Source organism: [Micrococcus luteus] ATCC 49442 (genome assembly GCF_010367585.1).
GTDB lineage: Bacteria > Actinomycetota > Actinomycetes > Actinomycetales > Micrococcaceae > Arthrobacter > Arthrobacter luteus_A.
The window spans coordinates 3,842,116-3,855,020 of record NZ_JAAAXP010000001.1; the positions used below are offsets into that span (position 1 = coordinate 3,842,116).

At 65.6% G+C, this 12,905-nt stretch carries 12 protein-coding genes; 4 read left to right on the plus strand and 8 right to left on the minus strand.

Annotation, left to right across the window (positions count from 1 at the left end; all coding sequences use genetic code 11):
* Positions 1-171 precede the first annotated feature (171 nt).
* A complete protein-coding gene (locus GUV69_RS17460) occupies positions 172-618 on the plus strand; it encodes an SRPBCC family protein (RefSeq protein ID WP_164204729.1) in 447 nt (148 codons plus the stop codon).
* A gap of 90 nt (positions 619-708) precedes the next feature.
* Here the strand turns inward: GUV69_RS17460 and GUV69_RS17465 are convergent, their stop codons facing one another.
* The 5 genes from GUV69_RS17465 to GUV69_RS17485 form a co-directional block, all read right to left on the minus strand.
* Positions 709-2,289: an APC family permease gene (locus tag GUV69_RS17465; protein WP_164206724.1), complete on the minus strand. Its 1,581-nt coding sequence runs from the start codon at positions 2,287-2,289 to the stop codon at positions 709-711.
* A 125-nt stretch (positions 2,290-2,414) separates the two neighbouring features.
* Positions 2,415-4,091 carry a GMC family oxidoreductase gene (locus GUV69_RS17470; RefSeq protein ID WP_164204731.1) on the minus strand — a complete coding sequence of 559 codons (1,677 nt, stop codon included), beginning with the start codon at positions 4,089-4,091 and terminating at the stop codon, positions 2,415-2,417.
* Positions 4,092-5,630 carry an aldehyde dehydrogenase family protein gene (locus tag GUV69_RS17475; RefSeq protein ID WP_164204734.1) on the minus strand — a complete coding sequence of 513 codons (1,539 nt, stop codon included), beginning with the start codon at positions 5,628-5,630 and terminating at the stop codon, positions 4,092-4,094. It lies immediately after the preceding gene.
* Between the two features lie 122 nt (positions 5,631-5,752).
* Entirely contained in the window at positions 5,753-6,355 is a 603-nt protein-coding gene (locus GUV69_RS17480; RefSeq protein ID WP_164204736.1) for a TetR/AcrR family transcriptional regulator, read from the minus strand.
* Positions 6,356-6,423: 68 nt separating this feature from the next.
* Positions 6,424-7,347, minus strand: coding sequence for a LysR family transcriptional regulator (locus GUV69_RS17485; protein ID WP_164204738.1), 924 nt, complete (start codon positions 7,345-7,347; stop codon positions 6,424-6,426).
* A gap of 193 nt (positions 7,348-7,540) precedes the next feature.
* On the opposite strand from GUV69_RS17485, the gene GUV69_RS17490 reads away from it, so the two are divergent.
* Positions 7,541-7,972: a CBU_0592 family membrane protein gene (locus GUV69_RS17490; protein WP_164204740.1), complete on the plus strand. Its 432-nt coding sequence runs from the start codon at positions 7,541-7,543 to the stop codon at positions 7,970-7,972.
* Between the two features lie 99 nt (positions 7,973-8,071).
* On the opposite strand, the gene GUV69_RS17495 is transcribed toward GUV69_RS17490, so the two are convergent.
* Entirely contained in the window at positions 8,072-9,517 is a 1,446-nt protein-coding gene (locus tag GUV69_RS17495) for an SLC13 family permease (protein ID WP_164204742.1), read from the minus strand.
* Between the two features lie 11 nt (positions 9,518-9,528).
* Complete coding sequence (locus GUV69_RS17500) at positions 9,529-10,644, minus strand: PrpF domain-containing protein (protein ID WP_164204744.1); 1,116 nt, start codon at positions 10,642-10,644, stop codon at positions 9,529-9,531.
* A gap of 240 nt (positions 10,645-10,884) precedes the next feature.
* On the opposite strand from GUV69_RS17500, the gene GUV69_RS17505 reads away from it, so the two are divergent.
* Together GUV69_RS17505 and GUV69_RS17510 are read left to right on the plus strand one after the other, a co-directional pair.
* The gene (locus GUV69_RS17505) at positions 10,885-11,823 is read left to right on the plus strand and encodes a LysR family transcriptional regulator (RefSeq protein WP_164204747.1); all 939 of its coding nucleotides are present in this window, start codon (positions 10,885-10,887) and stop codon (positions 11,821-11,823) included.
* A 69-nt stretch (positions 11,824-11,892) separates the two neighbouring features.
* Positions 11,893-12,240: a nucleoside triphosphate pyrophosphohydrolase family protein gene (locus GUV69_RS17510; protein WP_164204749.1), complete on the plus strand. Its 348-nt coding sequence runs from the start codon at positions 11,893-11,895 to the stop codon at positions 12,238-12,240.
* 61 nt (positions 12,241-12,301) lie between these two features.
* Here the strand turns inward: GUV69_RS17510 and GUV69_RS17515 are convergent, their stop codons facing one another.
* Positions 12,302-12,862 (minus strand): riboflavin kinase, encoded by a 561-nt coding sequence (locus GUV69_RS17515; protein ID WP_164204751.1) that lies wholly within the window; start codon positions 12,860-12,862, stop codon positions 12,302-12,304.
* Positions 12,863-12,905: the final 43 nt, after the last annotated feature.

The window sequence follows — 12,905 nt, forward strand, 5'->3', positions numbered from 1 at the left end:
GTGTGACGTCAGGGTGCCAGGCGGTTACACGCGCCGAGATCGAGGGAATTTTGAAGGTCTGGACACCGGTGGCCGCCGGATTTATCGTGCAAATGTGGCGGCTGCCTGACTGGCAGGATGGCAAGCTCTGCCGGTCCGCTGTTGCTGCCGTCCGTCATAGGGAGGAAGCAGATGGAACACGTTGAAGAGACCGTTGAAGTCGCAGTTCCGGTGCGGACCGCGTACAACCAGTGGACCCAGTTCGAATCCTTTCCGCAGTTCATGTCCGGTGTGGAATCAGTAACCCAGCTGACCGACACCACCAACCACTGGGTCACCAAGGTGGGTGGCGTTCAGCGGGAATTCGATACCGAAATAGTTGACCAGGAGCCTGACGACCGGATCGCCTGGCGCAGCACCGACGGCAAGTCGCATGCCGGCATCATCAGGTTCACTCCGCTGGATGCCAATCACACGAAGGTCAGAGTCCATTTCGAATGGGCGCCGGAAACCGCCACTGAAAAGGCAGGCGCGGCATTGAAGATTGACGAGATGCAGGTCAAGGCCGACATGCGAAAGTTCAAGGACTTCATCGAATCGCGCGGCACCGAAACCGGTGCCTGGCGTGGTGAGGTCTAGGGCAGCGGCCCGATCGGGCAGTTCCAAAAGTGCAACGGTCGACGGCGGCGCTCAGGTGAGTGCCGCCGTCGGCCGTTTTCCGTACGGGTGTTACGACGCTTCCGACGCGGGGACCAGGGCATCCTCCGCGGCTTCGTGCTGCGGCGCTTGATGCTGCGGGGCGCCCGACGACGGATGTGCTGCGACTGCCGCGGCATGCTCTGCCAGCACCCCTGTCTGGTGGCGGATCTTCAGGCGGTAAAGCATGGTCCCGCCGATGATCACGGCCGCCACGAAGATCACGCCGCCCCACTGCAGGTACCACTCGAAGGGCGGCACCGAGTTGTAGATCTCCGGCCGGGGCCAGACCAGGTTCACCGTCATGGCCGCGCCCCACAGGACCGCCAGGATGTTTACGGGCAGTCCCCATTTGCCCAGGCTGAAGCCGGGCTCGGAGCCGTCGTCGGCAAGCGGCCACTTCTTCAGGAGCCGGTTGCGCAGCAGGGGAACCGTGACCAGGAGGTAGGACAGGTAGATCAGGACGATGCTGATGCTGGACAGGATGGTGAAGATGGCGGGCTGCATCACGTTGACCAGAAGGGGGATGATGGCCATAATACCGATCACGATCGCCGCGACTTTGGGGGTCCTGCGGACCGGGTCCACCTTGCTGAGCTGCCGGCTGAACGGCAGGTTGTTGTCCCGGGCCATGGCGAACATCATGCGGATGGCGGCGGCGTGGACAGCTAGGGTGCAGACCACCACGGCCACCACGATGCAGGCCAGGAAGGCCTTGCCGAACGGCCCGCCGAGGACGGAGAGCACGATGTACTGGAGCCCGCCGTCCGGAGCTCCCACCTGCGGGTCCGTCAGGTCCGGTGCGGCCAGGATGCCGAAGAGCAGGATCAGCCCGCCCAGCACGAAGGAGGCGGTGATGGCGCGCAGGATGGCCTTGGGTGCGGTGCGCTTGGGGTCCTTCGTTTCCTCGCCGAGGGAGCTGGCGGTATCAAAGCCGTACATGACGTAGCCGGACGCCATGGCGCCGATGAGGAAGACGCCGAAGAAGCCGAGGTCGTGCCCTTCGCCGAAGCCGGCGGTGTCGAAGAAGACCTCCGGGCCCCGCACTGTGTGCCAGCCCAGCGCGAGGATCAGCAGCACAGCCGCGATCAGCTCCACGAAGACGCCAATGCTGTTGATCCTGGTCATCAGTTTCACGCCGAATGCGTTGATGAGCGTGGAGATGGTGATCATGATGGTGGCCAGTATTACGCCGTTCATGGCGAAGTCGTAGGGTCCGGTGCCGTCACCGACGAACTGGAATCCGGACCACAGCTGCGGCAGGGTGAGCTGCAGGGCCAGTGCCACTGACCCCAGCGCCATGATGGAGGACAGCATCAGCAGCCAGCCCGCCAGCCAGGACGACGTCCCGGACGAGAGCCGCTTGGCCCAGTTGTAGACCGATCCCGCCACGGGGTAGCGGCCGGCCAGTTCGGCGAAACACAGGGCCACCATCAGCTGGCCGACAAACACGATGGGCCAGGACCAGGCGTACGCCGGGCCGGCCATGGAAAAACCAAAGTAGAACAGTTGGAAGACGCCGGTGAGGATGGAGATGTAGCTGACGCCGGCGGCGAAGCTGGCAAACTTGCCGATGCTCCGGTCCAGGGTCTGGGTGTAGCCGAACTCATCCATGCCGCTTGAATCAATACTCTTGCTGGGTTCCAAAATGTGAACTCCTAGGTCAGAAAAGTACGCGCGATGCAACCCGCGGACGCCATTGGACGCGGGCGAAATCAATAGCCTCCGGAACGTGCCCCTCAGGCGAAGGACGGGCTGAGGTCCTCCTCTTTCTTTTCAGCGAGCTTTTCAGCGAGCTTTGCAGCGAGCTTTTCGGCGCCGCCGGTGTGGCCGGCGCGGATCAGATCGGCACAGCGCTCGCCGATCATCATGACGGTGATGTTGGGGTTGACGGTGACGTGTTCAGGCATGACGGACGCATCGGCGACGCGCAGGCCGGTGACGCCCTTGACCCGCAGCTGGGGATCCAGCGGTGACATGCCGTCGTCGTCCGCTCCCATCCGGACGGTGCCCACCGGGTGGTACACGGTGTTGTGGGTTTTGCGGATGTACTCCCGCAGCTCCTCGTCAGTCTGCGCCTCGACCCCGGGCGAGAGCTCGCGGCCGGTCCATGCGGCCATAGCGGGCTGGGCGGCGATTTCGCGGGCCTTGCGGATGCCGGCCACCATGACTCGCATGTCGTGGCCCTCGGGATCGGTGAAATAGCGCGGATCCACCATGGGCTTGTCGCGGAAATCGCGGCTGCGAAGCCTGACGGTGCCGCGGGAGCGGGCATGCGTGACGTTCGGGGTGAGGCTGAAGCCGTTCTCCGTGGTGGGGTAGCCGTGCCGGAGGGTATTCATGTCGAACGGGACGGACCCGTAGTGCATCATTAGGTCCGGGCGGTCCAGGCCGTCCTCAGTGGGGGTGAAGATGCCGATCTCCCACCACTGGGTGGAGGTCTGCACCATGGGCTGCCTGGCCTCGAACTGGACCACTCCTTCGGGGTGGTCCTGCAGGTTTTCGCCCACGCCGGGGGAGTCCACCAGCACCTCGATGCCGTGCTGCCCGAGGTGCGCGGCCGGGCCGATGCCGGAGAGCATCAGCAGCTTGGGGGAGTCGATGGCGCCGGTGGAGAGGATCACCTCGCGGTGCGCGGAGAGTCGGTGGGTCCGGCCGAATGCGGAGTCCACCACGTCCACGCCGGTGCAGCGCTTTGCCGCGTCGAACACCAGCTGGCGGGCGCGCAGGCCGGTCAGCAGGGTGAAGTTGGGGCGGTCCACGATGGGGTGGATGTAGGCGACGGAGCTGGACGAGCGGGTGCCGTCCGCGCGGCGGTTGATCTGGAAGAAGTTGGCGCCGTTGACCACGGTGGTGCCGGTGTTGAACTTTGCCCGGGGAATGCCCGTCTGTTCGCAGGCGTCCAGGAGCGCGACGCCGGCAGGATCCGCCGGGGGCACGTTCATCAGGTGCACGGGCCCTGAGTCCCCGTGGTGGGGTGCGTCCGGGCCGGCGTCCTCATTGGTTTCCAGCCGCTGGTACAGGGGCCAGGCGGCATCGGCATTCCAGCCGGTGGCGCCGTACTTGGACTCCCACTCGTCCAGGTCCTCGCGGGGTGCCCAGAAGGCGATGCAGGAGTTGTGGCTGGAGCAGCCGCCCATCACCTTGGCACGGGCGTGGCGCATGAACGAGTTGCCGTTTTCCTGCGGTTCCACCGGGTAGTCCCAGTCGTAGCCGGATTCGAGCAGCTCCATCCACCGGTCCAGCTGCAGGATTTCGGGCAGATTGCGGTCATCCGGGCCGGCCTCCACGAGGGCCACGGTCACGTCCGGGTCCTCGCTCAGCCGGGCGGCGACGGCGGCACCGGCGGATCCGCCGCCGATGACGACGTAGTCGAACCCGCGCTCGGTGAGGTCCTCAATGTTGTCGTAGTGCATCTAGTTCTCCTTGCCGTGGTCAGCAAACCAGCCGGTGACCTGCGGGCTGGTGTTCTGGTAGATGTGCTTGGCTTCCTGGTATTCGGCCAGGCCCGTGGGACCCAGCTCGCGGCCGACGCCGGACTGGCCGAAGCCGCCCCACTCGGCCTGGGGGAGGTAGGGGTGGTAATCGTTGATCCACACGGTGCCGTGCCGCAGCCGGGATGCCACGCGCTGCGCCTTGCCGGCATCCTGGGTCCAGACCGCTCCGGCCAGGCCATAGACGGTGTCGTTGGCGGTGGCCACCGCTTCGTCCTCGGTGCGGAACGTTTCCACGGTCACCACCGGGCCGAACGCCTCGTCGGTGACCACGGACATCCCCCGGGTGACGCGGTCCAGGACGGTGGGCTGGTAGTAGAACCCGCCGTCGTACTTCTCCCCGGCAGGCGCCGCACCGCCGGTCCGCAGCCGCGCACCCTCCTGGATGCCGCGCTGGACATAGGCGTTGACTTTGTCGCGGTGTGCCGCGGAAATCAGCGGCCCGGTTTCTGCGGCGTCGTCAAAGGGGCCGCCCAGCCGGATGGTTTGCGCGCGGCGGACCAGCTCGTCCACGAAGCGTTCGGCGATCGATTCCTCCACCACCAGCCGCGCCCCGGCGGAGCAGACCTGCCCGGAGTGGACGAACGCGCCGTTCAGGGCGTTGTCCACGGCGGCGTCGAAGTCCGCGTCCGCGAACACCACGTTGGGGTTCTTCCCGCCAAGCTCCAGGGCCACCTTCTTGACGGTGCCGGCGGCGGCCGCCGCGATCCGTTTGCCGGTTTCCAGCCCGCCCGTGAAGGAGACGAGGTCGACGGCGGGGTGTTCGGAGAGCGGAGCGCCCGCCTCCGCGCCGGCTCCGGTCACGAGGTTTGCGACGCCGTCCGGCAGGCCGAGGTCCTGCAGCAGCTGCATGGCCAGGATGGCGGTGGACGGGGTCAGCTCGGAGGGCTTGAGGACGAACGTGCAGCCTGCCGCGAGTGCGGGTGCGATCTTCCACGCCGCCTGGAGCAGGGGGTAGTTCCACGGGGTGATCAGGCCACAGACGCCCACGGGTTCGTAGACGATCTTGCTGACGACGGCGGCGTTCCCGGCATCGACGATGCGGCCCGCCTGCTGCCCGGCGAGCCTGCCGAAGTACTCGAAGCAGGCGGCGATGTCGTCCATGTCGATGCGGCTTTCGACCATGCGCTTGCCTGTGTCCAGCGACTCGGCGCGGGCGAACTTTTCCCGGCGTTCGCGCAGTCCGGCGGCGACCTTAAGCAGGAAGGTGCCGCGCTCGGGTGCCGGGACGTTCGACCAGATTCCGGAGTCGAAGGCTGCACGGGCTGCGGCGATGGCGCGTCCGGCGTCCTCCCTGCCGGCCTCGGACACGGTGGCCACCAACTCGCCGTCGGCGGGGTTGCGGATTGCACGCACGGCGCCGGAGGCGGCTGGCTCCCAGGCACCGTTGATGAACAGGGTGGATGCTGTCTCGGTTGTTGCGGTTCGAATGACGTCATGGGCTGGTGTGGCGTAAGTCATACGAGGGACAGTAACGCACATTGAACGAGTGTTCAATGTTTTTTTGAACACTCGTTCAATGCTACGTGCGCGAACTCGACCTGCCCGGTGCGGGTGGTTCAGGACTTGTGCACCCCGTGGACCTAGACGGTGTGGTCGTGAAGCGGCGCGAAGGCGATTTCCTCCGTGCGGGCGATGCTTCGCTGGATGGCGGCCTTATCCACGCCGAGAAGCGCCGTCAGCCACATGCCGTTTTGGATGACCACAATGTCAGCCGCCCGCTCCCGGCAGACTTCCCAGGAAAGGTCGGGCTGGGCGTTGGAAACGAGGGCAGCGAGGCCGTCGAGATAGCGGTCGAAGGCCTCGGCGTTGATTTGTGCATAGCCCTCGTCCGCCTGGGCGAGGGCCCACAGGTGCAGGCGGAGGGACAGGTAGCGGGTGGTCAGCAGATCGGCGGCCGCCACTCGCCGCAGGGCCTTGCGCAGCTGGTCGTCCGGGCCGGACGACGGGTCGGGCGCCACCAGCAGAAGATCGTGCTCGTCCACCCGGCGCAGGGCTGCCCGGATCAGGCTGGTCTTGTCGTCGTAGTAGTAATTCACCAGGCCGAGCGCGACGCCGGCCTCGCGGGCCACGGCCCGCATGCTCACACCGGAAATCCCGTGGCGGGACAGCAGATCCAGCGCCGCCTCAAGAATGCGCGACTGTCTGTCCATCTGCTCACCGGAGTTCACGGCCTTGGTCCCCATCTGGCCAGACTATTGCCTAACCCGTCACGAGTGCACTTTCAGGGGACGCATGACCTTGGTGCAGCCGGTCAGGAGGCCGAGCGGGTGTCGAAGGCCGCAGCCGATTCCCGCAGCAGGCGTGCCACCGTATCCACCGGTGCGCTGGTTGACCGCCGCCGGTCGAAACGCCGCAGGACGATCCGCCGGGTTCCGAGTCCGGGGACGTCCAGGATGTCCACGCCGTCATGGACCACGCCGCTTAAGGCCAGCGTGGGCAGGATGGCTATGCCCTCACCCGCCGCGACGAGTGCCAGGGCGGTCAGCGTTTCCTGGTACTGGTGTGCCGTGTCCATCGGGGCGCCCGTTGACCGGCGGAGCCGGCCGAGCACCAAAGCGTTGGCCGCTGTGGACTCGACGCCGAGCCACGGAAGCGGCAGCCGGGCAAGGTCGATGTTCTCGGTGGTGAGCAGGGCTCCGGAGGGAACCACCAGCTTCCACGGTTCGTCCAGCAGGGGCTCCTCGGTCATTCCGGCGGAGAGCAAAGGCGGATCGGCCGTCGTCGAATCATGCTCGACCACGACGGCGTCGAGCTGGCGCTGGCGGAGCAGCCGCATCATGGCAGGAAAGTCGTCCTCGACGATCCGGATCTGCAGTTGCGGGTACTGGGTGCGCCACTCGGGCAGGCGGGGGATCATCACTGTCCGGATGAAGCTGGTGAACGCGCCCACGCGCACCACTCCTGCCACAGTGGCCCCGCCTTCAATGCGGGCGCGGGCGACGCTGAGTGCGCGTTCGATCTCCTCGCCGGCTTCCGCGACGGCCAGGCCGGCGGGTGTCAGGACTGAGCCTTTGGGCGTGCGCAGCACCAGCGCATGCCCTGTCTCGTCCTCCAATTTGTTGAGTTGCTGGGACACGGCCGACGGCGTGATCCCCAGTTCGTCAGCCGCCGCGAGCACCCCGCCGGTGCGGGCGATGGCAAGGAGAACGCGAAGCCGGCGCGGATCGATTTCCATGTTAAGTAGTTCTAAACCATCTCTTCAGAAGAATGCAATTGCCCTACAGTCCTCGCGTCCTCATAATTGCTTTTGAAAGCCAAATCCGGGCACGCCTCAGCCAATCGGCAACAGCCCCGAAAAAACAAAAATTCAGCCCGTCATCTGCCCTCCACCCAGGGGTGCAGCCGGGCACCACCCCTGAAAGGACATCATGGAAGTACTGTGGGAAATCGCCGGCTGGACTGGCGCGGCCCTGATTCTGAGTGCGTACCTGTCGGTGTCCATGGGGTGGCTGAAGGCCGGCAAGGGATTCCAGGCAGCCAACCTCGTCGGTGCCTGCGCTTTTATTGTCAACGGCACTGTCCACGAGGCCTGGCCGTCAGTCGTCACGAATGTCGCCTGGTTCGTCATTTCTGCCATAGCGCTTCTTCGCATGCGCGCCACGAACGAGGCGCCCGCAGCCGCAGTGGAGGCACCTCAGGTGCAGTTTCCCGGCGTCCCTGACACGACCGGCCAAATCGCCGTTGTCGAGGCCATTACCTCTGCCGTCCACGGCGACGTCGCCGGACGGTCGGCTGAGTGCCAGACAAGCCTGCGTGAGGGGCGGGTCATGGACACGTCGGTCCTGAGTGTGCAGCACTGACTGAGCGGGCTTCGCCAAACACCAGAAGGCAGGACCCTTGCGGGTCCTGCCTTCGTCGTGTGCGGGCGCGCGCTCCTGCGTCCGGCGCGGCCGGAGAACTCACATGATGCCGGTGGGTACCAGCAGTGCCCAGGCCAGGGCCGGAGCGGCCAGCACCACGCCGCCCGCGTACATCATCAGCTGCTTGTAGACGCGCTGCCGGTCGTCCTCACGGGCGTTGGCCACCACCAGGGCGCCGTCTGTGGAGAAGGGTGAGACGTCCACAACAGTGGCGGCGATGGCCAGTGCAGCCACTGTCCCGGAGGCACTCAGCGAGCTGGTGGCCAGCAGCGGTCCCGCCAGCGGGATGAACGCGGTGAGCAGCGCCGTCGAGGACGCAAAAGCCGAGCCGACGCCGATGACGTAGCAGAGGACCAGTGCCACCAGCAGCGGGGCGCCGAGTGCCAGTGCCTGCTCGGCGAGGGTGTCGATGACGCCCACGTGCTGGAGGAGGGACACGTACGTGATCATGCCGGCCACCAGCAGGACGGTGGACCAGGAGACGCCGCCGATGAAGGTGCGGTGTTCCTTGATGTTGACCAGCGCAAGGAGAAGACCGGCGGAGAGGGCCACAAAGCCGATCGGCATGTGGAAGCCCAGTGCGCAGACGAGCAGGGCGCCAATCAGTGCGAGCGTCAGGACCTGCTGGCCGTGCGGGCGGCCGGTGGCGGGTGAGGCAAGGTCGGCCAGCTGGCCGCCTTCGCCGTCGCGGAGCTTGCCCAGCAGGGCGAACAGCACCACAGTCAGGACCGAGAGGATCAGGTTGATGGCGAAGCTGGCGGTGAACAGTGCGCCCTGGGAGATGGGGAAGCCGTTCTTGACAGCGATGTCGTGCACCAGCACGCCGGCCACGGAGAGCGGGGAGAACCCGCCGGCGTGGGCACCGTTGATGATGAAGGCGCCCATCAGTACCGGGTGGATCCGGGACTCGTAGGCCAGGCCGATCGCGGCCGGTGCCAGCAGGGCCACGGCGGCGGGGGAGAAGGTGCCCAGGGCCGTGAGGGCTGCGGCCATCAGGAAGAACACCCAGGGGAGCAGGAGGGTTTTGCCCCTGACGAGGCGCACGCAGGTCTGGACGATGATGTCGATGGTGCCGTTGCGCTGCGCCATGCTGAAGAAGTAGGTGACACCGATGATGGTGATGACGATGTTGGCCGGGAAATCCGCGAGGATCTCCTTGTCCGTCATGCCCAGCATGAAATAGCCGACGCCGAAGGACGCCACCAGCCCCATCACGCCGATGTTCAGGGGCCACTTGGTGGCGACAACGAACATCACCACGAGGATGATGAGCGGAATGATCTGTATAGCGGTCATGGTCGGCTCCGGTTCCGCGGTGGGCGCCTGGTTGAAGATGCCTCCCGCCAGAACGAGGGCCACCAAACCAAGGAGGGTGATACCGACCACCGCCATCAGCAGGATACGGCGGCGACGGGCCGGGCGCCCGGAATGCTGGTCCTGAGTCTCTTCCACCGTGCCGGTGGTGCGTTCCGCAGTCTTAGTCATGGTGGTTCTCCTCAATGAGTGGCTCCCGCGAGGTGGGCTTCGGCGGCGCTGCCGAGGGCCTCGGGGAGATGGATGATGGTGGTGGCGATGGTGCGGGCCGTCCGGTCGACGCCCACGAGAAGGGTTCCGTCCTGGTCCTCGGTCCAGGTCTCGATGATCCCGGCTGGGGTCCGCAGGGTCAGCGTGGCTCCCAGGGTGTGGCCGGTGATGGCATGCAGCACCGTGCCCGGGGTCCGGGCTGCCAGGGTCAGGGCGATGCTGCCGGTGATAGCCAGTGCCGGGTGGGGCCGGCCCATGGACAGCATCATGACGTTCAGGTCACAGCCGGTGTCCGCGGGGCCGGGGGCGGAAGCAATGGCGAGCTTGGGGATGGCCCGCGCCGCCGACGCGGTGGTGGCTGCCAGTCCCATGCGCACCGCCGCCTGCCGCCGGATCTGCTCCAGCGTCTCCAGCTGCAGTTCCACGCCGGCCAGCCAGCTGTCATACCGGCCGGCATCCAGGCCCAGGTCCTCGGCCCGGACGATCACCACGGGCGCTCCGGCGTCGACCATGGAAACTGTCCAGCGGGTCCCCCCTGCGGTGATGGTGTCTGTTGTTGAACCGCTGGGAAGCAACGCTCCGGTGGTCTTGCCGGCCGGGTCCTGGAAGCCGAGCCCCACGCGGTAGCCGGGGAACGGCACTCCGGGCATCTGGGCATCGGGAACGATGGGCAGGGCGCCGGCCGGGGTGGCCACGCGCTGGACGATGATCTGGCCCGTGTTGGTGTTGCGGGTGACGATGCGGGTGACGTCCCCGCTGGGGACCACCCATCCTTTTTCGATGGCGTACAGGCCCACTACGGCCGAGCAGTTCCCGCAGTTGCTGCCCCAGTCCACGGCGGCTTCTTCGATGCCCACCTGGGCAAAGGTGAAATCGACGTCGATGTCCTCCTCGGCGGGGCGGTGCAGGATCATCGCTTTGCTGGTGGTCGATGTTGCGCCGCCAACGCCGTCGATCTGCCGCGAGTCGGGGCTACCGAACACCCGGGGAAGCAGCGAGTCCAGGCTCGTGCTGTCGTTCAGATGCCCGGCTTCGAACACCCAGCACTTGCTGGTGCCTCCGCGCATCCACTCCGCTTCGATCTTCATTGGTCTTTTCCCATCTCCTCTGTGCCTCGGGTTTCTTGAGGGCCCTGATAAGAGATTGATCCAGATCACAAATTAAGACAATGTTCAATAATTAAAGGGGGATGTAGGATTACTTCAATCACTGCGGTTGCACAAGCAAAGCGGCCTCATTCGGGGTGCAAATCTGAGTTGGCCGCCCCAAATGGCCGCACTGGCAGAGTTCCTGCAGGAAATTAACCAAATCAGCGGAGGGGTAAAGCGATGCTTCATGATGACGAGCAGCATCTTTTCGATATGCGGCGCCTGGCGCTGCTGCTGGAGGTGGTGGAGCAGGGATCGATCACCGCTGCGGCCGATCTGATGATGTACTCGCCCTCTGCTGTCTCCCAGCAACTGCGCAAGCTCGAGCAGGAGGTGGGACAGCCCCTGCTCAACCGCCGCTCCCGCGGTGTGGTGCCCACCGAGGCCGGGCAGGTGCTGGCCGGCCATGCGCGCCAGATCATCCGGCAGATGCGGGCTGCCCAGTCTGACCTGGACCAGATCGCCGGCCTCAAGCGGGGCGCCCTGACCGTGGGCACTTTTCCTACGCTGGCAGGGTCCTTCCTGCCGGTCGTCATCCGCGCCTTCAAGAAGCGGTACCCGGCCATCAGCCTCTCGCTGCGCAGTGCGCGCTTTGATGAACTGGTGGCGGACCTGCAGTCAGGGGTCACCGGCCTGTGCCTGCTGTGGGACTATCCCTGGAACAGGTTCCATGACGACTCCATCCGGGTCACGGAAGTCTTCCAGGAGAGCACGGTGATCCTGGTGGCCGGCAGCCACCCGCTCGCCGACCGGGAGCAGGTGAGCATGGAGGACCTGCGCAACGAATCGTGGATTGTGCGCGCGGAGGCCCACCCCGTGGTGGAGGTGCTCCAGCGTTCCGCCCACGACGCCGGCTTCGAACCAACCATCGGTTTCCTCGCCAACGACTATCAGGAAGCGCAGGCCATGGTCAGCGTCGGCATGGGAGTGGCGATGGTGCCCAAAACCGCCGTCGCCCTACAGCACCCGGACGTCCGTGTGCTCAGCCTCGGCGACGCTGCCCCGCTGCGCCGCATCCTGCTGGCCCAGCGCCAGGACAAGGTGTACGCCCCGGCGGAGGTGGCCTTTCACTCCACGCTGCTCGAAATCGCCCGCGAACGGGCCGGCGACTACCTCTAGGTTCACGGCGCAGCGAATAATTCGGGATTGGCCCGTGTTCCAGTGGTAACCCACAGAAAGAAGGAACCGATGACTTCCCCCAAGCATGCAGAACTCGCCGATGCCCGCGACCGTGCCCTTGAGGTGCGTGCGTTGTACGAAGTTCTTGAACAGCGGCTGAACGGCAAGGTCTGGTCGGACCACGAGCTGATGCTGGGGTTCACGAACGACGTCGGCTACATCGGGCGGCTGCTGCTGGCACGCGAAGGCACCTGGCAGATTGAAGGGGACGCCACCGCGGAGCTTGAGCACAAGCTTTCCGAATCGCTCTGGTGGATTTTCGTCCTCGCGGATCGCCTGGGCATCGACATGACCGCTGCCTACAACGAGACCATGGACAAGATCCAGGCCGGGCTGGCCGGAGCTGTCAACGGCTAGGCGCTCAGGCTTCGGACCGGCCGGGAGATCCGACGGTGGGGTAGGCCTGTAGCAGGCACCCCTAGCTGTGCAGCGGTAGAAATTCGGACAGCGAAGCGCCTCGATCGGGGAGCCTGTGGCCGAGGGCAATGGGGTGAACGGTAGCCAGGGGGTTGGAATGCGAGCGGGTGGGTTCATGTTCTGCCCGGAGGCAGCCCCCAAAGCCTGCTTGCCGAGCCCAGCTTCGAACCCGGGCTACGTCGTCCTGGATCTGGTCCACGAGTTCGGAAGTACCTGAGAACTTGCGTTGGGGCCGGATGAGGAGGCGAAGCGTCACCACGACGGTCTGTCCGTACAGATCGCCGGTGAAGTCCAAGAGGTTCGCCTCCAGGAGACTCTGGCCCCGGGAGTAGTACGTGGGCCGGTCGCCGATGGATATGGCAGCTACATGAAGGGCGCGGCGATCGGGTGAATCGAGGTGAACCGTGCCGGCCCATACGCCGTTGCGGCCGCCATTTGGTGGAATAGCAATATTGGCTGTGGGAAAGCCCATCAGGCGTCCCCGTTGGTCGCCATGACCAACCACCCCAGTGATCTGGAAATAATTGTGGTTCCGTTGCTTTGGAAACTCCAATGTACGCACAGCAGCAGTCCATTCAGTCGGGTTATTTCACTTCAAACTTCGG

Bases quoted from the DNA above. Each gene is read 5' to 3' on its own strand.
- GUV69_RS17470 (WP_164204731.1), bottom strand. From the start codon at position 4,091: ATGCACTACGACAACATTGAGGACCTCACCGAGCGCGGGTTCGACTAC.
- GUV69_RS17505 (WP_164204747.1), top strand. From the start codon at position 10,885: ATGCTTCATGATGACGAGCAGCATCTTTTCGATATGCGGCGCCTGGCG.
- GUV69_RS17490 (WP_164204740.1), top strand. From the start codon at position 7,541: ATGGAAGTACTGTGGGAAATCGCCGGCTGGACTGGCGCGGCCCTGATT.
- GUV69_RS17510 (WP_164204749.1), top strand. From the start codon at position 11,893: ATGACTTCCCCCAAGCATGCAGAACTCGCCGATGCCCGCGACCGTGCC.
- GUV69_RS17495 (WP_164204742.1), bottom strand. From the start codon at position 9,517: ATGACTAAGACTGCGGAACGCACCACCGGCACGGTGGAAGAGACTCAG.
- GUV69_RS17460 (WP_164204729.1), top strand. From the start codon at position 172: ATGGAACACGTTGAAGAGACCGTTGAAGTCGCAGTTCCGGTGCGGACC.
- GUV69_RS17465 (WP_164206724.1), bottom strand. From the start codon at position 2,289: ATGGATGAGTTCGGCTACACCCAGACCCTGGACCGGAGCATCGGCAAG.
- GUV69_RS17480 (WP_164204736.1), bottom strand. From the start codon at position 6,355: ATGGGGACCAAGGCCGTGAACTCCGGTGAGCAGATGGACAGACAGTCG.
- GUV69_RS17500 (WP_164204744.1), bottom strand. From the start codon at position 10,644: ATGAAGATCGAAGCGGAGTGGATGCGCGGAGGCACCAGCAAGTGCTGG.
- GUV69_RS17475 (WP_164204734.1), bottom strand. From the start codon at position 5,630: ATGACTTACGCCACACCAGCCCATGACGTCATTCGAACCGCAACAACC.
- GUV69_RS17485 (WP_164204738.1), bottom strand. From the start codon at position 7,347: ATGGAAATCGATCCGCGCCGGCTTCGCGTTCTCCTTGCCATCGCCCGC.